Origin of the sequence: Haliea sp. (genome assembly GCF_040221975.1) — a bacterium.
Classification (GTDB): domain Bacteria; phylum Pseudomonadota; class Gammaproteobacteria; order Pseudomonadales; family Halieaceae; genus Haliea.
Window position 1 is genome coordinate 20502 of record NZ_JAVJWR010000016.1, and the last position, 21791, is coordinate 42292.

Consider the following 21791-nt stretch of genomic DNA (forward strand, 5'->3'; position numbering starts at 1 on the left):
TCGGGGGCAGCTACACCAGGGCGCATTCGACCGCATGCCGACCCGAAGGACCTGACCCTGGATTACTGCCTTCCCGATCAATGGCTCAGCAGCACCTTGCCCACAGCCTCGGCGAGATAGTCGATATTGGCGCCGTTGACCCCCGCCACATTGATACGGGATGACTCCAGCATGTAGACGCTGTGTTCCTCGCGCAGGGCGACGGCCTGCTCCCGACTCAGGCCGAGGAAGGAGAACATGCCCTTCTCCCGTTCGATAAAGCCGAAATCCCGGTCCGTGCACTGCTCCAACTTGCTCATCAGGCTGGTGCGCAGGCCGTTGATGCGCCGGCACATGGCCTGCAACTCGTCCTGCCAGTTGGCGTTGAGCTCATCGTCAGCAAGCACACGCCCCGCCAGCAGGGCGCCGTGGGCCGGGGGCATGGAGTAGATGCGCCGCGCCGCCACCTGGGCCTGGCTGCGCAGGGCCAGGGAACTGGCGGGGTTGGCCGAGGCAAAAATGGTGGCCCCGGTGCGCTCCCGGTACAGGCCCATGTTCTTGGAGCAGGAGGCAGCGATAATGACCTCCGGCAAACGCTGTACCAGCAGCCGCAGACCGGCGGCATCTTCCTCCAGACCATCACCCAGCCCCTGGTAGGCGATATCGACGAAGGGCAGGAAGCCCTGCCGCGAGGCCATGTCCGCGATCACGCCCCACTGCTCCAGCGACAGGTCCGCACCGCAGGGATTGTGGCAGCAGCCGTGCAGCAGCACCACGTCACCCTGCTGCGCCTGCCCGAGATCATCCACCATGGCCGTAAAATTGACGCTGTGGCTGGCGGGCTCGTAGTAGCGGTAGGTTGCAAACTCGAGGCCGACGCTACCCAGCAGCGGTATGTGCACCGGCCAGGTCGGGTCCGAGACCCACACCCGCGCTCCCGGCACCGCAAGGTTGATGACTTCCGCACCGATGCGCAGGGCGCCGCAGCCGCCCGGCGTCTGGATGCTGCTGACCCGGCCATCCACGAGGGCGGGGCTATCCTCGCCCAGCACCAGGCGCTGGATCCCCTGGTTGAACAGCGGATCGCCGGCGGGGTGCATGTAGGCCTTGGTGGTTTCCTCCTCGACCAGGGCCTGCTGGGCCAGGCTCACGGCATCGAACACCGGGCACACGCCCTCTTCATTCATGTAGATCCCGACTGTGAGGTCCACCTTCTGCGGGTTCGGATCCGCACGGCAGGCGGCGGCGAGGCCGAGGATGGAGTCTTCAGGAACCTGGGGCAGCGTTTCCAACATGAGGGTAATCCTTGTGGGTATCAGAGTTCCGCCAGCAGGGCGGTCAGGAAGTGCCAGAAGGGCGGCACGGTATCGATGCGCAGGCGCTCGGTCGGCGAGTGGGCACCGCGGATGGTGGGACCGAAGGAGAGAATATCCGTATCCGGTTTCTTGCTCTTGAGGATCCCGCATTCGAGGCCGGCGTGAATGGCCTTGACCGCCGGCTCGCTGTCGAACAGACGCTGATGCAGGGCCTTGGCCCGGGCCAGCATGGGGCTGGCAAAATCCGGCTGCCAGCCGGGATAGCCGTCAATACGCCGGATCTCCAGACCCGCCAGCCGGGCCAGCGCCTCCACCCCGGTGCGCAGCGGCAGCGCCTGTTCGGCGTTGAAGAAGCGGTAGCTCGCCTCCAGCTCCAGGGCACCGTCCCGCAGTTGCAGTCGCGCCAGGTTGACACTGAGATCCACCAGGTCCGCGGGCTGGGCCAGGCTGTAGGCCTGGGCGCCGTGGGGGAATGCGGCCAGCACCGCCAGCAGACGCTGGCTGTCCGCCGCGCTCAGCAGCGGCTGCGGCTCGACCGGCGTCAGCCCGAGAGAGACGGCATGATCCGCCGCCGGCAGGTAACTGCGCCAGCGCGCCAACAGGGAATCCAGGCGCTCTGCCAGGGCCCGGGCCTGCCCGGGTGCACAGGCAAAGGTCACAGTGCCCTCCCGCGGGATGACGTTGTGGGCAACGCCGGCACTGGCGGCAATCAGCTGCACCGCGTCCACATCCGCAAGGCTCTCCGCCAGCAGTTTCAGCGCATTGCCGAGCTGGTGATGGATCTCGACGCCGGAGTGACCGCCGGCGAGACCCTTCACTTCCAGGCTCCAGTACGACAGGTCGTCGGCGGCTGCCGCCAGCGGGTAGCGCCCGGTGAAGACCCAGCCGCCGCCCCCGGCGCAGCCAATGTACAGTTCGTGCCAGTCCTCGGTGTCCAGGTTCAGCATCACCTCGCCGCTGAGCAGGCTGGCATCCAGCCCCAGGGCGCCGCCGAGGCCGGTTTCCTCGTCCACGGTAAACAGCAGCTCCAGCGGCGGGTGCTGGACATCGGTATCGGTCATCACCGCCAGCGCCGCCGCACAGCCGATGCCGTTGTCCGCACCGAGCGTGGTCTGGTCCGCCAGCAACCAGCCGTCCTCGACCTTCAGGCTCAGGGGGTCGGCAAGGAAATCGTGGACCTTGTCGCCGGTCTTCACCGTCACCATGTCCAGGTGGTTCTGGATGATTACCGTGCCGTGGTGCTCGCGCCCGGGTGACGCCGGCACGTAGACCACCAGGTTGCCGATGGCATCCAGCTGCCACCCGTAGTCGTGGGCCTCGGCCTGCCCGATCACGTAGTCGCGCACCGCGTCCTCGGCTTTCGAGGGCCGCGGAATCTGCGAAATGCGGTAAAAGTGTTCCCAGAGGTGCTCGGGATCGTTGGGATAGGCGGCTGGTTTCATGATCGGGATTATACCGGGGGAGGCGGGGGCTTACATCAATGCAAACTTGGCGATGAAAATCAGCGCCAGGAACCAGGCTCCGGGCGAGATATCCCGGTATCTGCCAACGCACAGCTTGATCGCCACGTAGCTGATGAAGCCGACCGCGATACCGTTGGCGATGGAAAACGTCAGCGGGATCATCACCACGGTAAGCAGCGCCGGCACCACCTCGGTCATGTCCTCCCAGAGCAGGCTCTGCAGGCTGGTCAGCATCAGCATGGCCACGTAGATCAGTGCGCCCGCAGTAGCGAAGGCCGGCACCATGGCGGCCAGCGGCGCGAAGAAAATGGCCACCAGAAACAGGGTACCCACGGTGACTGCGGTCAGGCCCGTGCGACCACCGGCGGCGACACCGGCGGCGCTCTCGACATAGCTGGTCACCGGGGCACAGCCGAGGAAAGCGCCAACTACACTGGAGGTGCTGTCCGCCTTCAGCGCCCGGTCCAGGTTGCGGATGCTGCCGTCCGGCTGCACCAGGCCGGCGCGGGTGGCCACGCCCAGCAGGGTGCCGGCGGTGTCAAACAGGTTCACGAACAGGAAGGCGATGATGACACTGGTCATGGCCACATCCAGGGCCCCGGGGATATCCAGCTGCAGGAAGATCGGCGCCATGCTCGGCGGTGCCGCCACCAGCCCCTGGAACTGCACCAGACCCGAGCCCAGGGCGATGGCGGTAATGGCGAGGATGCCAATAATGATCGCGCCGTGCACCTGGCGGATGGACAGGATGGCGATGACCAGGAAGCCCAGCGCCGCCAGGAAGGGCTCTGGCGCCGCCAGGTCGCCCAGGGTGATAAAGGTGGCGTCACTGGCGATGATAATGCCGCCGCTCTTGAGGCCGATGAAGCCCACGAACAGGCCCACGCCCGCGCCCATGGCCACCCGCAGGTCAATGGGTATGCTGTCCAGCATCCAGCGCCGCAGGCGGGTGACGCTCATGATCACAAACAGCACGCCGGCCAAAAAGACGGCCCCCAGGGCCACCTGCCAGCTGTAGCCCAGGTCGGCGACTACGGTGTAGGTGAAAAAAGCGTTCAGGCCCATGCCCGGCGCCAGCCCCACGGGCCAGTTGGCGTACAGGCCCATCAGCCAGCAGGCCAGGGCCGACGCCAGGCAGGTGGCGACGAAAGCGGCTTGCGGGTCCATGCCCGCGGCGGCCATCAGCTGCGGGTTGACGAAGATGATGTAGGCCATGGTGACGAAGGTGGTGGCGCCGGCAATCAGCTCGGTGCGGACGGTGGTGCCGTGCTCGGACAAGCGAAAAAATCGCTCCAGCGGGCCTGCAGCAGACGGGTGACCGTGTTCCATGGTGCTGCTCGCTCCCTCTGGCAGACATATTCCGAAAGGCCGCAGTTTACGCAATGACCTGCGGAGGCACCATAGCGAACAAGCTGTGCTAATCTCTGCGCCTTCACAGCTCGCCCACGGCGTGAGGAAGGCAGCACCATGCACAAGCACTACATCAGCGCCCAGCAGTTGCTGGAAGATTCCTTCAGGCTGGCCTGGCAGGTGTATACCAGCGGCTATCGACCCAACTACATCGTCGGCGTCTGGCGCGGCGGGGCGCCGGTAGGGATCGCGGTGCAGGAACTACTGGATGTGCTGGGCCTGGAAGCGGACCACATCGCCATCCGCACCTCTTCCTACACCGGCATCGGCGAACGCAGCCGCCACGTCAAGGTGCACGGCCTGACCTACCTCATAAAGCAACTGGAATCCGAGGATTCACTGCTGATCGTCGACGATGTGCACGACTCGGGCCTGTCCATTGAACAGGTGATCCACGACCTGCACCAGGCCTGCAAGAAGAACACGCCGGACATCCGCATCGCCACCCCCTACTACAAGCCCGGCAACAACCAGACCGAGCGGGTGCCGGATTACTACATCCACGAGACCAACGACTGGCTGGTATTTCCGCACGAACTGCACGGCCTGACCGCAGCAGAGATCCGCGCCAACAAGCCGGAGCTCGCCAGCATCATGCCGGAACTGGAGCAGCTGCTGGCGGCAAAAGGTCAGTAGCTGCCCTACTGCTTTTCACGCAGGGCCTTGCGGATGCGGGCGCTGGCCCGGGTCACCTCTGCACGCAGCGCCGACTCATCAATGGACAGCACCTGCCGATCCCGCATCAGCACCTGGCCGGCGACAATGGTCGTCTGCACGTCCTGGCTGTCGAGCACGTACACCAGGTGGGATTGCACGTCGTACAGGGGCATGTGCCGGGTCTGGCCGACATCGAGCTGGATCATGTCTGCCTGCATTCCCGTCTTCAGCTGGCCGATGGTCGCGCCCATGTGAATGGCCGCCGCGCCCAGTCGCGTTGCCATGGCCAGGGCCTGGCCGGCAGGCATCGCGGTGGGATCGCCACTGGCGACCTTGTGCAGCAGGGCCGCCATGCGCACCTCCTCCCACAGGTCCAGGTCATTGTTGGAAGCTGCGCCATCCGTGCCCAGGCCGACATTTACCCCCGCCGCCAGCATCGCCGGCACCGGAGAAATACCCGCACCCAGCTTCATGTTGGAGGTGGGATTGTGAATCGCACCCACCCCGGCCTCGGCGGTCAGGGCAATGTCCGCGGTGTCCAGCTGCACCATATGCGCCGCAATCAGCGGCAGCTGGTACAGACCCAGCGCCGCCACGTGGTGCACCGGACTGGTGCCGTACTGCGCGGCGACAAACTCGGTCTCCGCCGGCGCTTCCGCCAGGTGCATGGTCACCAGGGCGTTGAGCTGGGTGGCTTTTTCCACCGTGGCCTGCAGGTGCTCGGCCGAGACCGTGTAGGGCGCATGCGGCGCGAAGGCGGGCGTGATGCGGGGATGCCGGCCCTGCCAGCGAGCGACAAAATCCGCGGCAGCGGCGAAGGAATCATCCCAGCCGTTAAAGCCGGGGCTGGGATAATCAATGTGCGGAGAACCGATCACGGCCCGCAGGCCACAGCGCTCGACTACAGCGGCGATTTCGTCCGGATAGAAATACATGTCGACGAAGGTGGTGGTGCCGCCGCGGATCATCTCCCAGCACGCCAGTTCGGTGCCGGTGCGCACAAACCCGGGGGTAACAAAGCGACCCTCCATGGGAAACACGTAGTGGTTCAGCCAGGTCATCAGGTCGAGATCGTCGACCATGCCCCGGAACAGGGTCATGGCGGTGTGGGTGTGGCCATTGACCAGGCCGGGCATCAGCACCCGGCCCACTCCCGGAATGCTGGCCTCTGCCACCCAGGCCCGGTCGATTCGCTCCCGCGGCCCCACGTCCACAATCACACTGTCGCGCACCACCACTGCAGCATCCTTGAGCTCCGGCTGTGCCGGATCCATGGTCAGCAGGTAGTCGCCATAGACAATCAGGTCGGCGCCGCTGGCCGGGCCTGCGACCGCCAGCGGCGGGCACAGCACACCCAGCAGCAGCCAGGGCGCGAACAACTTCAACACAGGCATTCTCCCGTCCCCCGTTCGCAGGGACCCAGCGCAATCGAGCGCCCATAAACATGGGCAAATTCCGGTATTTTTGCCGCGGGGGGCTGCGTCCGCCGCTGCAGGGGAGTAACTTTGCACAAATGCGCCGACAAGGCCAGCAGTGGGCACCAGAACCCGCCAGCTATCCGCAAGAAATCACCGACTGCATCCCACCAGTTTACTCAGGAGACTCATCCATGAAGCGGATTACCGTACCCCGGCTGACCCTTGCCACTGCCTTGGTGGCGGCCACCACAGCGACGGCCCCGGCCCTGGCGCAGCTGGAAGAGATCATCGTCACCGCGCAAAAGCGCGAGCAGAGCCTGCTGGATGTCCCGCTGTCAGTCGCCACCCTGAGTGGTGAGCGCTTTTCTGCCCTGTTCGAGGGTGGCGCGGACATACGCGGCCTTTCCGCCCGGGTACCCGGTCTGTATGTCGAGTCCTCCAACGGTCGCGTCGCACCGCGGTTCTACATTCGCGGCCTCGGCAACATCGACTTCGACCTCGCCGCCTCCCAGCCCGTATCCATCATCATGGACGAGGTCGTGAAGGAAAATGTGGTGCTGAAAAGCTTTCCGCTGTTTGACGTCGAGCAGGTGGAAGTCCTGCGCGGGCCCCAGGGCTCCCTGTTCGGTCGCAACACCACCGCCGGCATCGTCAAGTTCGACTCCCGCAAGCCGACCCGGGAACTGGAAGGCCGCGCCAAGGTGGACATCGGCGAACTCGATACCCTGAACTTCGAAGGTGCGGTCGGCGGTGGCCTCACCGACACTGTCGCCGGACGTATCGCAGTGCTGTACCAGAGCCGTGGCGACTGGATCGATAACGCTTTCAGCGGCGAAAACAATGCCCTGGGTGGATTTACCGAAAAGGCGGTGAAGGGTTTCCTGCTGTTCGAGCCCAATGATCGCATGAGCGCACTGCTGGGCGCCCACCACCGCGACCTCGACGGCACCGCCGCCGTATTCCGCGCCAATATCTTCAACACCGGCAGCAACAAGCTCAATGACAACTACATTCGCGACACCGTGTTCTTCGACGAGGGCGACAACAACCCGCAGAAATACCGCAACACCGGCGTCAACCTGAAGGTGGAATACGACGTCGACAGCGTCACCCTGACCTCCATCACCGCCGGTGAGGACGCCAGGGGCCGCAGCCTCGGCGATATCGACGGCGGCTTCGGCGCCGCATTCCTGCCGTTCATGGGTCCGGGCTTCATCCCCTTCCCCTCCCAGACCCAGGACTCGGCCGATGTCCAGCAGTTTACCCAGGAGTTCCGGCTCTCCAGCAATAGCGGCGCGCGCCTCAACTGGCAGGCAGGCCTGTTCTACTTCGATTCCGACCTGGATGTCGAAACCAGCCCCTTCTTTGTGCCGCCAACCACAGTCACCCATGAAAATACCTCGGTGGCCGTGTTCGGCCAGGCTGACTATGCTCTCACCGAGGCCTGGACCCTGACCGCCGGCCTGCGCTGGACCGATGACGAGAAAGACTTCTTCGCACCCGGTTTCCAGGAGAGCGTGTCCGACGACCAGGTCAGCGGCGATCTCGCCCTGTCCTTCGCCGCCAGCGATACCTCCCTGTACTGGGCCAGGGTCGGCACCGGCTTCCGCGCGCCCACCATCCAGGGCCGCGATGTCGCCTTTGGCGCTGCGCCCTCGATTGCCGATTCCGAGACCATTACCTCCTTCGAGCTTGGCTACAAGGCCGAATTCCTGGAGGGGCGCATGCGCCTCAACGCCGCCCTGTTCTACTACGAAGTCGATGACATCCAGTTCACCGCCGTGGGCGGTGTGGACAACTCGATCCAGCTGGTGAACGCCGAACAGGGCAACGGCCAGGGCGGCGAACTCGACATCGAGTGGGCCATTACCGACAACTTCGCGGTCACGGTCGGCGCCGGCTATGCCGATACTGAAATCGAGGACCGCAGTCTGCGGGTCGGTCCCTGCGGCAGTGGCGCCTGTACCATCCGCAATCCGGTTGACGGCGATGGCCTGGTATTCGTGGATGGCAATCCCTTCCCCCAGGCGCCGGAGACCACCTTCAACTTCACCGCCTCCTGGACCGTCCCGGTGGGCCGCGAATCTGAACTGTTTGCCTTCACCGACTGGTCCTACCAGGGTGACACCCAGCTGCTCCTCTATGATGCCGCCGAGTTTGTCACTGACGGCCAGTTCGAGGGCGGTTTGCGACTGGGCTGGCGCCTGCGTGACGGCAGCCATGAAGTGGCCCTGTTCGGCCGCAACATTACCGACGAGGAAAACGTGCAGGGCGCGATCGACTTCAATAACCTGACCGGCTTCACCAATGAACCACGGGTCTGGGGCCTGTCGCTGTCCAGCACCTTTTAACAGCGGAGACGAGTCCACCATGCTGAAACCTGTATTGCTTTCCCTGCTCTGCGCCCTGCTGGCACTCCCCGCGCAGGCAGAAACTGCTGCCCCGGGTCCAATCCCGGTCAAGGTCGTGGTTGTCACCATGTTCGAGACCGGTGCCGACACGGGCGATGACGCCGGTGAATTCCAGCGCTGGTACGAACGTGTGCCGCTGGATACCCGCTTCCCGACACCGCACATGCACCACGACATCCACATGAACCTGGAATCCGGCATCCTCGGCATCGTCACCGGCATGGGCACGGCCAACGCCGCTGCCAGCGTCATGGCCCTGGGCCTGGACCCGCGCTTCGACCTGAGCAAGGCCTACTGGCTGGTAGCGGGCATTTCCGGCTTCGACCCGGCGGACGCCTCGCTGGGTTCGGTGGCCTGGGCCGAGTGGCTGGTCGATGGCGACCTCGCTCACGAGATCGACGCCCGGGAAATCCCGGCGGACTGGAAACACGGCTACTTCCCCCTGTTCAGCCAGGGGCCGGGCGACCCGCAGCGCAAGCGCTACAACCTGGGCGAAGTGTTCCGGCTCAACACCGGCCTGGTGAACTGGGCCTATGAACTTACCGCAGGCATGGAACTGCCCGACCACGAAACCCTGGCCGCGGCCCGCAAGCCCTATGTGGACTACCCGGTGGGACAACAGCCGCCGAAAGTGATCAAGGGTGACCAGCTGGCCGCAATGACCTTCTGGCATGGCACCCTGCTCAACGACTGGGCCAACGAGTGGGTAAGATACTGGACCAACGGCGAGGGCGAGTTCGTCAGTTCAGCGATGGAAGACACCGGCACTTACCAGTCACTCAGTTACCTGCACGAAGCCGGCAAGGTCGACAAGCACCGCGTCATGGTGTTGCGCACCGCCTCCAACTTCACCCTGCCGCCCCCAGGCAAGACCGCCGCGGAATACCTGCGCGAGGAACAGCACGACAGCTATGCGGGACTGGATGCCGCGCTGGAGAATGCCTACCTGGTGGGCATGAAAGTGATCGAGACTCTACTTGCAAATTGGGATAAACACGAGGTAACGCCGCCCGGGTAACCCTGTGCAGAAACTGAACCCGGCACGCGCCTGGCTGAGCCGACTGGCCATGTATTACAGCGCATGGTCCAGCAGGCGGTCATAGATCGCCTCCGCCTCCTCACACATCCCCTCGCAGCCCGGCGGCACCGGCAGTGCCTCCAGAGGCACTTCATTGACCGGCTCGAAACCGGTGGAGCGCTCCACCGCGGCGTACCAGTGCGGCGCCCAGACCCCGTCGCTGGCGCGCCGTCCCGCCGGCCAGTGCAGCATGCGCGCACTGAAGGCAATGCCAACGCGGATGCACAGGGCGCGCAGCACGCCCTCCGGATCGCCCAGGGTCCGGGCGGAGTCAATCACCGGCGGCGCCTCGCCGAGCCGGTCCGCCACCCGCTGGAACAGTGCCCACTGCTGCGGGAAGCCCAGCTCCTCGATGGCGAATTGTGGCCGGACCTTGGCGTAGGAAGCGATAATCCGCCGCGGCTCGCGGATCAGGAAACAGTTCTGCAGGCGGTCGGTCCAGCCCATGTCCATGGCCGGCAGGATGTGCTGGGTCATGTGCTTCTGGTAGAACACCAAATAGGTCGCGGCGTCCGCCGTGGCGGGCAACTCCTCGCAGAGCTGCCGCGCCACTTCGCGCCAGTCGCAGCTCATGCTGGCCATGACCGCGGCGCCGTCCGGGTGCTCAAGCCCGGTGCTCTTCAGGTAGTAACCATAGAACGGTTCATCGACGACCGCGCAGTCCTCCCGGTTCTCGAAGGCCCGCATCAGGGCAGTGCTGATATTGCGCGGACCCGACCACATGGCAATACGCTGTACGCTCATGGTTCAACCCCGCGGATGCTGCTTGCCGGGACCATCGATATAACGCGCCACCGTGGTCCGGTACTGGGCCTGCAAACGCCGCACCATGTCCCGCCCGGCACCAGGCTCGCCGATGACCCGGCCATCGACCTCGGTCACCGGCACCAGGCCGGCGAAGGTGCCGGTCACGAAGGCCTCCTCGGCGTTGTAGACATCGGTGAGGGTAAAGTTCTTCTCGCACACCGCGATGCCCAGTTCCCGGCCCATCTCCAGCACCTTGCCGCGGGTGATGCCGTCGAGGCAGTAATCGCCGGTGGAGGTCCAGATTTCGCCGCGGCGGACAATAAAGAAATGGGTGGAGTTGCAGGTGGCGACAAAGCCGTGCGGGTCCAGCATCAGTGCCTCGTCGGCACCGGCCTTGGTGGCCTGGATACAGGCAGTGATGCAGTTCAGCTTGGAATGGGTGTTCAGGGTCGGGTCCTGCACATCGGAGTAGCCGCGGCGCACATACACCGTATACAGGCGCACGCCCTTGTCCACCACTTCCGGCAGAGCCTGTTTGTATTCGGGAATGATCACCACCGTTGGCGGGGTGATGGTCATGCGCGGGTCCTGGTAGGGGGTGGCCTTGACGCCGCGGGACACCATCAGGCGGATGTGGACACCATCGCGCATGTCGTTGGCCGCCAGCATGGCATACAGGCGCGCTGCGAGTTCCTCGCGGCTGAAATCCGGCTGGAAATCCAGCGTTTTCATGCCTTCGAAGAGGCGCTCAAGGTGGCGCTCAAGGAACAGCACGGTGTTGCTCTCCACCCGCAGCCCTTCCCAGACACCGTCGCCGAGGATAAATCCCGAGTCAAATACCGAGATGCGCGCCTCGGCGCGGGGAAACAGTTCGCCGTTGATGTCGATCAGTATGTCTTCGTTGCGCGGGTCACCCGCGTACTCGTGAGTGCCTTTCATCTGCCTGCTCCGGGGAATTTCGCGGGCCGTATTGTGCGCTATTCGGGCCGCGAGTACATCCATGATAGACTTCCGCGCCAGCCCCGAAACCCGCGAAACCGCCGCCGTGACCGACAACCGCGATACGCTCTATACCCAGACCGTCACCGAACCCGCAGCGTTCCAGTTTGACGACCGCGTGGCGCAGGTCTTCCCCGACATGATCAAGCGCTCGGTACCGGGCTACACCACCATCGTCGCCATGACCGGCCTGCTGGCGGGCCGCTTCGCCACGCCGGGCAGCCGACTCTACGACCTCGGCTGCTCCCTCGGCGCCTCGACCCTGGCCATGCGCCAGCAGGTGCAGCACCGGGACTGCCTGATCATCGGTGTCGACAACTCCGCCGCCATGCTGGAGCGCTGCCAGACCGTCATCGCCACCGACAGCCACGACATTCCGGTACAACTGGTCTGTGCCGACGTGCAGGACGTCACCATCGAGGATGCCTCGGTGGTAGTGCTCAACTTCACCTTGCAGTTCATTGCCCGCGAGCAGCGCACTGCCATAATCCAGCGCATCTACGATGGCCTGCGCCCCGGCGGCATCATGGTGCTGTCGGAGAAGGTGACTTTCGAGGACCCGCATCTGGACGCCCTGAATATCGACCTGCATCACCAATTCAAGCGCGCCAACGGCTACAGCGACCTGGAGATCGCCGGCAAGCGCAATGCCATCGAGAACGTACTGCTGCGCGAAACCCTCAGCGAACACAAACAGCGCATTCGCGGCGCCGGTTTCGGCAGCTGCGACGTCTGGTTCCAGTGCTTCAACTTCGCCTCTCTCATCGCCCTGAAATGATCGACTACCAACCCCTGATTCAACGCTGGCAGAAAACAGAGCTGGCACCCTGGGCAGAGCTGTTGCCGGCCCAGCTCGCCCGCGGCCTCGCGGTGGAACGCTACGGCGACCTGCCGCGCTGGCTGGCCGCCCTGGAGGCGTTGCCCGACATTGCAACCGACAGAATCCACCTAGACCGCGGCCGGGTCGGCGCCGACTGCAGCCCGCCTCTGGACCCCGATGCCCGCGCCACGCTGCGCAAAGCCCTGCAATTGCTGCACCCCTGGCGCAAGGGCCCCTTCGAGCTGTTCGGCGTGCATATCGACACCGAGTGGCGTTCGGACTGGAAGTGGGACCGCCTGCAGCCGCATATCGACCCGCTGGCGGGCCGACGGGTACTCGACGTCGGCTGCGGCAGCGGCTATCACTGCTGGCGCATGGCCGGGGCTGGCGCCACGGAAGTGATCGGCATCGACCCCACACCGCTGTTCGTGCTCCAGTACTGGGCCCTGCAAAAGTACCTGCGGCAGCCCGGCGTCTGGGTACTGCCGCTTGGCATCCAGCATGTGCCACCGAAACTCGCCGCCTTCGACAGCGTATTTTCCATGGGCATTCTCTACCACCGCCGCTCGCCCCTGGACCACCTGCAGGAGCTGAAGGCCTGCCTGCGCCCCGGCGGCCAGCTGGTACTGGAAACCCTGGTCATCGAGGGACCCGCCGGCGCCACCCTGGTGCCAGAAGGGCGTTACGCGCGCATGGGCAATGTCTGGTTCCTGCCCAGCTGCGACACGCTGTTGGGGTGGCTGCGCAAACTGGGGTTCGTGGACGAGGCGCTGGTGGATGTATCGGTCACCACTGTCGAGGAGCAGCGGGCTACGGAGTGGATGCGGTTCCAATCACTCGCCGACTTCCTTGACCCGAAGGATTCGAGTCGCACGATCGAGGGCTACCCCGCGCCGCGGCGGGCGGTGGTAAAGGCGCGAGTACCGGGGTAACTCCCTGTGCTGCTGTGCCCTCTACACTGATGGTTGTATTCAGCGACGTACAGCCACGTGCTGGCCCTGGACTCAGCGAGCAGTCGACCCTGAGCAGGCCGTTGGCATGCCCTATGCTCCGGGAGCCCCTCACTCGGAGGCCGCGACGGCCCTCAGTGCCTCGCGGTCGATCAGGCGCTGTGCCAGCTCGCGCAGGTTCGCGCAGAATACCTGTGCGAAGTGCGCGAAGTACCGAGGGTTTGCTGTCATGATTTCTTCGAAGGCCGACTGAGAGAGCCTCAACACACAGGCGCCGCCGCTAGCAATGGCGCTCATGGGTAGCGTCAGGGTTCGGACGCCCGGAGCAACTGCCTGCAATGGATAGTCATCGCGGGAACGCCATGCTAGCATCACCGCTATTTTATTTGCTCAAGGGCGATCATGAAGCCGGTACAACCGCGATTGAAACAAATGAGCGCTGGGCGTTCGATATCGGCTCGCGTGGCCGCCCTCATGCTGCTTTCCTCTGCGTCCATGCTCGCGCAGGCCCAGCAAAACCTCAATTTTGCCGTCACGGTGAACCCGGGTGCCACACCGCCCAATGCCACGACAGTGTTCCCGGGTGAGATCACCAGCGTTAGGGTCTCGCTCCAGAACAATGGTAACACTGCGATCACCAACGCAAGTTACAACACGACCGACAGCACAGTCCTGCCGGATAGCGGCAGTGCTTCCCTGGTCGTCGCCGGACCGGGCTCGACGACCTGCGGCGGCGGCACGGTTACGGCGGTGCAGGGCTCTGGCTCAATCGCATTTTCCGGCCTGTCGATACCCGCCAACGATGAGTGCTACGTGGACGTGCCGCTGCTTGCCCGCTCTACAAACGGCAGCGGCACCTCACTGAGCTATGCTATCCCTGCAGGGGAAGTGGCCGCCGATGGCGGCGCGAACGGCTCGGGTGGCAACCAGGCCTATACGGTGCGGGCGGTCAGCCGCCCGACGGTCAGCAAGACATTCGTGGGAGGCAGCACGCTTGTTCTCGGCAGCAGCGCGCGCACCCTGCGTGTAACGATCACGAATAGCGACCCGAATATCGACCTCAGCGGCATCGCCTTTACCGACACCTTCCCAACCGCCGGGGGCAGCGCCATCATCGAACCCACCGGCACCGCGGCATCGGGCAGCTGCCTTGTCGGCGCTGCTGTCGCCGCGCTGACCACCGGTGCCGCCGCTGGCGTCGATATCAGCGGGGTCGCCGTGCCGGCGGGCAGCAGCTGCACGATCGATATTCCCATACGCGGGCGCCAGACCGATGGCAGCTACCAGGTCAGTGCCACCAACCGCATCCAGGCGAGCAGCTTCAGCTCGGACCAGGGCCTGACCCCGGCCGGCGATGCCACCGCGAATGTTCGCGTGCGCTCGCCGTTGGCTGTGCAGAAAGCTTTCACGCCGACAATCCTGGCCAGTGGCGAGCAGGGGCAGTTCACCATAACGCTGAGCAATGCGGCGAACACGCCGCTGACCGTCGTCAGCTTCACGGATGACCCGATCGGTGCCCCGACGGGTGGCCTGAGTATCGCCAGCCCTGCCGATATCAGCAACAGCTGTGGCGGCAGCGAAGCGCTCGCGGGGGGCGGATCGGGCTTCACGGTATCGGGATTCGACATCCCGGCCGAGAGCAGCTGTACCATCACGGTGGCTTTCACCGGTGTCGTCGGCTCCGCTGAGACGCCGGTCAGCTACACCAACAGCATCCCCGAGGGGGCGGTTCAAGTCACCAGCCCCACGGGGATCGTGAGTCAGGCTGAGTCGGCCACGGTGATTGTCGCCGACCGCCTGCGCGTGCTCAAGAGCCGGAGCCCGTCGAACGCCGCTCCCGGCGATGCGGTGAACTACTCGGTCACCATCCAGAACTTCTCGAATGGTGAGCTCGCGGCAGTGACGCTGCAGGATACACTGCAGAACGACTCGACCCTGCTCATGGGTGGTATCTACGAGCCCAGCGTCACGCCCGTCGGGACGTGTGGGCCGCTGGCGACCAATGGCGCCGCCACGGGTGACGCCAGCATCAACTTCACCATCGGCACGGTTCCGGCGCGGAGCGCACCGGACAGCGCGGGTGAGTGCACGGTCAGCTTCTGGGCTATGATCGCCCCTGACGCGACCAGCAGTACCAGCAACCAGATCGAGGCTGGCAGGGTCTGCTTCACGGAGGGTGGCGGCCAAGTCTGCAACGGCGGCGCTTCCAACACTGTATCGATCAGCTTTCGCTCACCGGTGTCCTTCATCAAGACCATCGATGGCGCGAGTGCCACCAGCAAGCTTGAGGGGGTGCCCGCCCGGCTGCGCCTTGAGCTGCGAAACTTCGCCGCCGAACCCCTGAATTCCGTCGTCTTCAGCGACACGCTTCCCGACGACGGGCCTTTTCAGCAGCTGCAAGTGGCGGCACCCGCGAATGTAAGCAACAGCTGCGGCGGCACCGTCACCGCGGTGTCGGGGACGTCCTCCGTGAGCTTGAATAGCGGCACCGTGCCTGCCGTCACCGGCGGTGGCAGCCCGGGTGTATGCGCCGTCGAAATCGATGTCGTCGGCCCGGCAGGTGCCTACGCGAATACAGCGGAGGCATCGGGCGTGCGTCCGAATGCGGATGGCAGCAGCACGAATATCGGCACGCTGCAGGATTCCGCCACCATCAGCTACACCCCTGCGCTCGACAGCAGCAAGCTGTTCACGCCCGCGAGCACCAGTAGTGGCGGGCTCAGCACCCTGGAACTGCGCTTCCGCAACATCGACCCTTCACAGCCCATCACCGGCATCGAAGCCACCGACAACCTGCCCGCGGGCATGACCGTGGCGAGTCCTGCGAACGCCTACAGCACCTGTGCCGGTGCGCCGCTTATCAGCGCGGCCCCCGGTGCCTCCACGGTCTCGATCAGCGGCGCCACGCTGGCGCCCAGCAGCACCTGTGCCCTGTTGATCGACGTGGTCGCATCGGGCACCAGCGACTGGGTCAACGAGATACCGCCCGGCGGCATCACCGCAGACAATGGCATCGTCAACAGCACCACCGTAACCGCGACACTGCGCTATGAGCCCGCAGGCGAGCCCCTGATCTCGAAGTCCATCACCCCGGGCACCATCGCCCCGGGACAGACCGCCACGCTGACTGTGCTGATCACCAATGACTCCGCACAGGACCTCACCAACCTGGGCCTGGTCGACTGGTTCACCGTGGATGGCACGGAAGGCGCCGCGCCCAACGGCATGTATCTCGCGCCGGCGCCAGAGGCCACCACGACCTGTGTCGGTGGTATCGTGACCGGCGCGGGCGGCGCCACCAGCCTGCGCCTCTCCGGGGCGAGCCTCCCTGCCGGCGAGGATTGCAGCTTCTCGGCGCAGGTGTCGTCAAAAATCGTCGACACCATCGTCAACCGGATTCCCCGTGACGCGATCTCGACGGACCAGGCTGCGACCAACAGCACGACCTTCGCGGAAAGCAGCCTGAGCACGACCAGTGACTTCGGTATCAGCAAACAGTTCACGCCGAGGGTGGTTGGTGCGGATGAACGTTCGCGGCTGCGCATCGAGTTCCTCAATGGCGCGGATACGGCGATCACCAGCTTTTCACTGACTGACACCTATCCCGCCGGCCTCGTCAATGCACCGACACCCAACCCGATCACCAGCTGTGGGGCGGCCACAGTTACTCTGCCAGGCAGCGACAGCATTGCGATCGCGGGGGGCTCCCTGGGCGCTGCGGTAGGCGGCACTGCCACAAGCTGCTTCCTCGAAGTCGATGTAGTGGCGGCGACAGAGGGTACCTATACCAACACGATTCCGGCGAACTCGGCTATCGTCAACGGCGACCCGGTAGCACACCCGCCGGCAACCGGGGAACTGCAGGTGCGTCAGCGCATCATCGTCAACAAGGCCTTCAGCGGGCTCACCCTTGATGTCGGCAACCCCAATGGCTTTTCGACTGGCGTGGCCTCACGGCTCCCTGGCGCGGTCGCGCCGCTCACCATCCGCCTGCAGAACCCGAACACGATCGCACTTACGGAAGTGACGTTCACGGATACGCTGCCGGATGACCTGGTGCTCGCAGTGCCGCCCAACCTGTCAACGGACTGCACAGACGGCGTAGTGAGCGGAAACGCCAACGGCCGGGACATTACCCTGGCGAGCGCCAGCCTCGCGCAGGCGGACAGTCCCGGCGACAGCTGTACCGTAACGGTCGATGTCTACTCGAACCTGGCGGGTACGTATACCAACGAGATTCCCGAAGGCGATGTCACAAGCTTCGAAGGCATCGACAATGCACCCGGCACGCAGGCGCAGATCGTGGTCAGCGAGCCGCCCGTGGTGCGCAAGGAATTTCTGCCACCGGTGACCGCCCCCGGCGTCTCCGCGACCCTGCGTATCATCCTCGAGAATGACAATGACACCCCGGCGACCCTGCAGGCCGACCTGGTCGACACGCTCCCCTCGACCCCCGGGGCGATGCAGCTAACCGACCCCCTGGTGCTGTCACTCGATCCCGACTGCCCGGCGCTAAGCGTGTCGGCCGCAGCCAATGCCAGCTCGGTGGCAATCGATTCGGGCTCCGTTCTCCCGCCAGGTGGCTGCACCATCACGGTCGACGTCACCGCGCCCGAGCCCGGGGACTACCTGAACGTCATACCGGTGGGGGCACTGCAAACATCTCTCGGCCCCAACGACCGGCGTGCCGAGGCAACCTTGCAGGCAAGTACCCTCGGCTACATCGCGGGCAAGGTATTCCTCGATAACCAGACGATTCCGGACGGTTCCTTCATCCCCGGGGATTCCAGCCCGCTCCCGGGCGTCGCCCTCGAGTTGCGGGACGGCGTTGACTGCGCGGGGCCGCTGCGCGCCACGACGGTGACAGATACCTCTGGCAACTACCTGTTCTCGGGGCTGAACGCCGGCAGCTACTCCGTCTGCCAGCCCGCCCAACCCCCGGAGACACTGAACAGCGTCACCACCCAAGGATCTATCGTACCTTACGCGGGGAGCACCGGGTCGCCGGGCGTGGCGGGCAACCCGTCTGCCACGAGCAGCCAGATCACCGGCATTACGCTCGGTGACAACGGCAATGCCGGTGAAGTCAGCGGCTCACCCGACAACAACTTCTCCGAGATCCTGCCGGCCAGCGTGGCGGGCAACGTCTTCTTCGACGCCAACAACGACGGTATCTTCGATGCGAGCGAACCGGGCATCGGCGGCGTCACCATCGAACTGACGGGCCCCGTCAGCCTGACCACGGTCACGGCCGCCAACGGCTCCTGGCGCTTCAGCGGCCTGCCTCCGGGAAACCATACTGTGAGGGAGCAACAGCCGGGTGGCTGGGTCGACGGGCTGGACCAGCTCGGTACAGTGGCCGGCTCGCCAGTCGGTGACGACTCGCTGTCCGATGTGTTCTCCGTGATCTCGCTGGGCCCCGGCAGTGCGGGAGTAAATTACAACTTCGGCGAGATCGCACCGGAGGCACTGCAAATCACGGCCAACGCCATATGCATTAATGATATCCCCTATGTCGACTACGGCCTCGCCGGTTTCAGCGGTTCCTCGGCACCTGCGGTGACGATCCGCTGGATCACGCCCGGCGGGCGCGTGGCGGAGGAGCGCAACGGGCAACCCGGCACCGGCCTCGTCCTGTGGCCGGGTGCCTCCGTGGATGCCGGCGGTAATGGTACCGGCTGGCCAGGCTGGGCGTTCGTGGACGGCGCCTGGGTGCAGATCCCCGACGACCGGCGCCCCGAGCTGACCTTCGAGGTCGAGTTCAACCCGGCGGGCAGCGTCACCGTCACCTATCCGCCGGCCACGCCGGCCTGTGCCGCGCAGCCGGAGGGAACGTTCCGCCAGGAGGACATCCCGGCCGTGCCGTTCTGGTGGCTCCTGCTCGCCGCCCTGGGTCTTGTCACCCTGGGCATGTCCCGCCTGGCCGCACCCCGCCAGGCATAATATCGGCCTGGTGGCAGGCAACAGGTGCCGGGCGTAGTTCCCAGGGCAGGAACGGCTCCGGCCGGGACGAGCGGCACCGATCAGAGGTTCACAGCGTGGACAGGCACGCTCAGTGCAGCGCCTTCTCCCGCCGGTGTTCGTGGAACACGAACTCGAATACCTCCCTGTAGGTGCGCGCAAAATGCACCTGCAGCCCCTCGCGCAGATAATCCGGCAGCTCCTCGAAGTCGCGGCGGTTGGCGGCAGGCAGGATCAGCTCGGGGATCTTGATGCGCCGGGCCGCGATCACTTTTTCACGGATGCCGCCGACCGGCAGGACCTGACCGGTGAGGGTGAGTTCGCCGGTCATGGCCAGGGGACGCTTGATACGCTCCTTGCGCGCCAGAGAGATCAGGGCAGTGGCCATGGTGATGCCGGCGCTGGGGCCATCCTTGGGCGTGGCGCCCTCGGGGACGTGCAGGTGTACCAGACTGGTGTCGAAGAAATCGAGGTCGCAGCCGTAATCCCTGAGGTGGGCGACAACGTAGCTGTAGGCAATGTCCGCCGACTCCTTCATGGTGTCACCGAGGCGGCCAGTAAGCTTGAAGCCGCGATTCAGCGTATGTACCTGGGAGGACTCGATGGCCAGGGTGGCGCCGCCCATGGCGGTCCACGCGAGACCAGTGGCGACGCCGGGGCCGCGCAGCAGTTTTTCCGCCTGAAACACGGGCTGGCCGAGCAGGCTCTCGATATCCTTCTTGCCCACGCGGATGCGCTCCTCGCGACCCTCGACCAGGTCCACTATGGACTTGCGGATTATGCGGGCCAGCTGTTTCTCGAGGTTCCTGACCCCGGCTTCACGGCAGTAGCTCTCGATCACGAATTTCAGGGCGGCGTCGTTGATCTTCAACTGCTCGTCCTGCAGGCCGTGGCGCTCCAGCAGCCGCGGCCAGAGGTGGTTCCTGGCAATGGCGAGTTTTTCCTCGGCGATATAGCCCGCCAGGCGCAGAGATTCCATCCGGTCCAGGAGCGGGCCGGGAATGGTATCGAGCTGGTTGGCAGTACAGATGAACAGTACTTTGGAGAGATCAACCCGCAGGTCCAGGTAGTGATCGAGGAATTCGCTGTTCTGCTCCGGGTCCAGCACCTCGAGCAGGGCCGACGCCGGGTCGCCCTGGAAGGAGGCACCGATCTTGTCGATCTCATCCAGCATGATCACGGGGTTGGACACCTTGACCTCTTTCAGGGCCTGCACGAACTTGCCGGGCATGGCCCCGATATAGGTGCGGCGGTGGCCCTTGATCTCGGCTTCGTCACGCATGCCGCCGAGGCTGAAGCGGTAGAATTCGCGTCCCAGGGCCTCCGCAACCGAGCGGCCGATGCTGGTCTTGCCGACACCGGGCGGCCCCACCAGCAACAGGATGGAGCCGGCGATCTCGCCCTTGAAGGCGCCCACCGCGAGGAACTCGAGGATCCGCTGCTTGACGTCCTCAAGGCCGTCGTGATGCGCGTTCAGGACCTTGCGCGCATGCTTCAGTTCCAGCTTGTCCGCAGAGGTCACGCCCCAGGGCACCTGGGTGGCCCAGTCCAGATAGTTGCGGGTAACACCGTATTCGGGCGATCCGGTTTCCAGCACAGACAGTTTCTGCAGTTCGTCATCGATACGCTTTTGCACCGCTTCCGACGGCTGCAGCGCAGCCATCCTCTCCTCGAACAGCTCAATATCCGTGCTGCGGTCGTCCTTGGAGATACCCAGTTCCTTCTGGATCACCTTCAGCTGCTCCCGCAGGAAGAACTGGCGCTGCTGCTCGGAGACTTTCTCGTTCACCTGGCTGCTGATCTGGCCCTGCAGCTCCGCGACTTCCCGTTCCCGACGCAGCAGCACCAGCACTTTCTCCATCCGCGCCAGCAGCGGCAGGGTATCGAGAATTTCCTGCAGCTGGTCACCCTTGGCGGTGGTCAGGGCGGCAGAGAAGTCCGCCAGCAGGCTGGGCTGGTTGGGATTGAAGTTGGCCAGGTACTGCTTCAGCTCCTCGCTGTACAGCGGGTTCAGGGGCAGCAGCTCCTTGATCTCCTTGATCAGAGCCATGCCGTAGGCCTTGATCTCGTCGCTGTCACTGTCGCCCTGACTGCGGGGATACTCGACCTGTACCCGGTAGGGGGCGGTATCCGTCAGCCAGCGCACAATGCGGAAACGCTTGACGCCCTGAGCCAGGAAATGGCCGGGGGTATCGACGCCCGGGGGCCGGTGCAGGCGCACCACGCAGCCGATGTCGGGAAACTGGCGTCGGTCGATATTGTCCGCCGTGTGTTGATCGACATAGCTGAGGCCCAGCAGGCCATGACCCTCGGCCGCAACCGCCTCCAGGGTGGAAGCCCACTCATTGGGATTGATCGCCACCGGCTGCACCTGGCCGGGAAAAAACGGGCGGTGGGGTATGGGAATCAGGTACAGGGTATCTGGCAGGACGTCGTTGGCAATCGCGGGCGAGTGCCGGGACCCCGCCCGGTTGCCGGTGGTGTTGTCCTGGGACTGCTGGCCGTCACTCATGCATGGCTACCTGTTCTGGTTTGATTCCGGGTCCAGCAGATATGGGCCCGGGTCGCGGAATTTCAAGCAA

General features: G+C 64.9%; 14 protein-coding genes. 6 read left to right on the forward strand and 8 right to left on the reverse strand.

Going from position 1 to position 21791, the window contains the following annotated elements; genetic code table 11:
* Positions 1 to 77 precede the first annotated feature (77 nt).
* Genes RLO07_RS06075 through RLO07_RS06085 form a run of 3 tightly spaced genes read right to left on the reverse strand, consistent with a single transcriptional unit; the run spans position 78 to position 4087 of the window.
* Positions 78 to 1274: an amino acid aminotransferase gene (locus RLO07_RS06075; RefSeq protein ID WP_462291241.1), complete on the reverse strand. Its 1197-nt coding sequence runs from the start codon at positions 1272 to 1274 to the stop codon at positions 78 to 80.
* A 20-nt stretch (positions 1275 to 1294) separates the two neighbouring features.
* Positions 1295 to 2737: a beta-Ala-His dipeptidase gene (gene pepD / locus RLO07_RS06080; RefSeq protein ID WP_462291242.1), complete on the reverse strand. Its 1443-nt coding sequence runs from the start codon at positions 2735 to 2737 to the stop codon at positions 1295 to 1297.
* Between the two features lie 30 nt (positions 2738 to 2767).
* A complete protein-coding gene (locus RLO07_RS06085; RefSeq protein ID WP_462291243.1) occupies positions 2768 to 4087 on the reverse strand; it encodes an NCS2 family permease in 1320 nt (439 codons plus the stop codon).
* Between the two features lie 138 nt (positions 4088 to 4225).
* Here RLO07_RS06085 and RLO07_RS06090 point away from each other — a divergent pair, with 138 nt between their 5' ends.
* Complete coding sequence (locus tag RLO07_RS06090) at positions 4226 to 4804, forward strand: phosphoribosyltransferase (protein ID WP_462291244.1); 579 nt, start codon at positions 4226 to 4228, stop codon at positions 4802 to 4804.
* A 5-nt stretch (positions 4805 to 4809) separates the two neighbouring features.
* On the opposite strand, the gene RLO07_RS06095 is transcribed toward RLO07_RS06090, so the two are convergent.
* Complete coding sequence (locus tag RLO07_RS06095) at positions 4810 to 6213, reverse strand: amidohydrolase family protein (RefSeq protein WP_462291245.1); 1404 nt, start codon at positions 6211 to 6213, stop codon at positions 4810 to 4812.
* 221 nt (positions 6214 to 6434) lie between these two features.
* On the opposite strand from RLO07_RS06095, the gene RLO07_RS06100 reads away from it, so the two are divergent.
* Both RLO07_RS06100 and RLO07_RS06105 read left to right on the forward strand, forming a co-directional pair.
* Positions 6435 to 8594 (forward strand): TonB-dependent receptor, encoded by a 2160-nt coding sequence (locus RLO07_RS06100; protein WP_462291246.1) that lies wholly within the window; start codon positions 6435 to 6437, stop codon positions 8592 to 8594.
* Positions 8595 to 8613: 19 nt separating this feature from the next.
* A complete protein-coding gene (locus RLO07_RS06105; protein WP_462291247.1) occupies positions 8614 to 9672 on the forward strand; it encodes a purine nucleoside permease in 1059 nt (352 codons plus the stop codon).
* A gap of 54 nt (positions 9673 to 9726) precedes the next feature.
* Here RLO07_RS06105 and RLO07_RS06110 read toward each other — a convergent pair whose 3' ends face one another.
* On the reverse strand, positions 9727 to 10476 hold the full coding sequence (locus RLO07_RS06110) for a sulfotransferase-like domain-containing protein (RefSeq protein WP_462291248.1): 750 nt from the start codon (positions 10474 to 10476) through the stop codon (positions 9727 to 9729).
* Positions 10477 to 10479: 3 nt separating this feature from the next.
* A complete protein-coding gene (locus tag RLO07_RS06115; RefSeq protein WP_462291249.1) occupies positions 10480 to 11418 on the reverse strand; it encodes an aminotransferase class IV in 939 nt (312 codons plus the stop codon).
* A gap of 61 nt (positions 11419 to 11479) precedes the next feature.
* Between RLO07_RS06115 and cmoA the strand changes: the two genes are divergently transcribed.
* Entirely contained in the window at positions 11480 to 12256 is a 777-nt protein-coding gene (gene cmoA / locus RLO07_RS06120; RefSeq protein WP_462291250.1) for a carboxy-S-adenosyl-L-methionine synthase CmoA, read from the forward strand.
* On the forward strand, positions 12253 to 13230 hold the full coding sequence (gene cmoB / locus RLO07_RS06125) for a tRNA 5-methoxyuridine(34)/uridine 5-oxyacetic acid(34) synthase CmoB (protein ID WP_462291251.1): 978 nt from the start codon (positions 12253 to 12255) through the stop codon (positions 13228 to 13230). The genes cmoA and cmoB overlap by 4 nt, the downstream gene beginning before the upstream one ends.
* A gap of 129 nt (positions 13231 to 13359) precedes the next feature.
* Here the strand turns inward: cmoB and RLO07_RS06130 are convergent, their stop codons facing one another.
* The gene (locus tag RLO07_RS06130) at positions 13360 to 13545 is read right to left on the reverse strand and encodes a hypothetical protein (RefSeq protein ID WP_462291252.1); all 186 of its coding nucleotides are present in this window, start codon (positions 13543 to 13545) and stop codon (positions 13360 to 13362) included.
* A gap of 177 nt (positions 13546 to 13722) precedes the next feature.
* Between RLO07_RS06130 and RLO07_RS06135 the strand changes: the two genes are divergently transcribed.
* Positions 13723 to 19191, forward strand: a complete 5469-nt coding sequence (locus RLO07_RS06135) for a DUF7933 domain-containing protein (protein WP_462291253.1) — start codon at positions 13723 to 13725, stop codon at positions 19189 to 19191.
* A gap of 109 nt (positions 19192 to 19300) precedes the next feature.
* Here the strand turns inward: RLO07_RS06135 and lon are convergent, their stop codons facing one another.
* On the reverse strand, positions 19301 to 21721 hold the full coding sequence (lon, locus tag RLO07_RS06140) for an endopeptidase La (protein WP_462291254.1): 2421 nt from the start codon (positions 21719 to 21721) through the stop codon (positions 19301 to 19303).
* Positions 21722 to 21791: the final 70 nt, after the last annotated feature.

Excerpts from the sequence above, each read along its gene's own strand:
- RLO07_RS06135 (WP_462291253.1), top strand. The coding sequence starts at position 13,723 with ATGCTGCTTTCCTCTGCGTCCATGCTCGCGCAGGCCCAGCAAAACCTC.
- RLO07_RS06110 (WP_462291248.1), bottom strand. The coding sequence starts at position 10,476 with ATGAGCGTACAGCGTATTGCCATGTGGTCGGGTCCGCGCAATATCAGC.
- RLO07_RS06130 (WP_462291252.1), bottom strand. The coding sequence starts at position 13,545 with ATGAGCGCCATTGCTAGCGGCGGCGCCTGTGTGTTGAGGCTCTCTCAG.
- RLO07_RS06085 (WP_462291243.1), bottom strand. The coding sequence starts at position 4,087 with ATGGAACACGGTCACCCGTCTGCTGCAGGCCCGCTGGAGCGATTTTTT.
- RLO07_RS06090 (WP_462291244.1), top strand. The coding sequence starts at position 4,226 with ATGCACAAGCACTACATCAGCGCCCAGCAGTTGCTGGAAGATTCCTTC.
- RLO07_RS06100 (WP_462291246.1), top strand. The coding sequence starts at position 6,435 with ATGAAGCGGATTACCGTACCCCGGCTGACCCTTGCCACTGCCTTGGTG.
- RLO07_RS06105 (WP_462291247.1), top strand. The coding sequence starts at position 8,614 with ATGCTGAAACCTGTATTGCTTTCCCTGCTCTGCGCCCTGCTGGCACTC.
- lon (WP_462291254.1), bottom strand. The coding sequence starts at position 21,721 with ATGAGTGACGGCCAGCAGTCCCAGGACAACACCACCGGCAACCGGGCG.
- RLO07_RS06115 (WP_462291249.1), bottom strand. The coding sequence starts at position 11,418 with ATGAAAGGCACTCACGAGTACGCGGGTGACCCGCGCAACGAAGACATA.
- cmoB (WP_462291251.1), top strand. The coding sequence starts at position 12,253 with ATGATCGACTACCAACCCCTGATTCAACGCTGGCAGAAAACAGAGCTG.
- RLO07_RS06075 (WP_462291241.1), bottom strand. The coding sequence starts at position 1,274 with ATGTTGGAAACGCTGCCCCAGGTTCCTGAAGACTCCATCCTCGGCCTC.
- cmoA (WP_462291250.1), top strand. The coding sequence starts at position 11,480 with ATGATAGACTTCCGCGCCAGCCCCGAAACCCGCGAAACCGCCGCCGTG.
- pepD (WP_462291242.1), bottom strand. The coding sequence starts at position 2,737 with ATGAAACCAGCCGCCTATCCCAACGATCCCGAGCACCTCTGGGAACAC.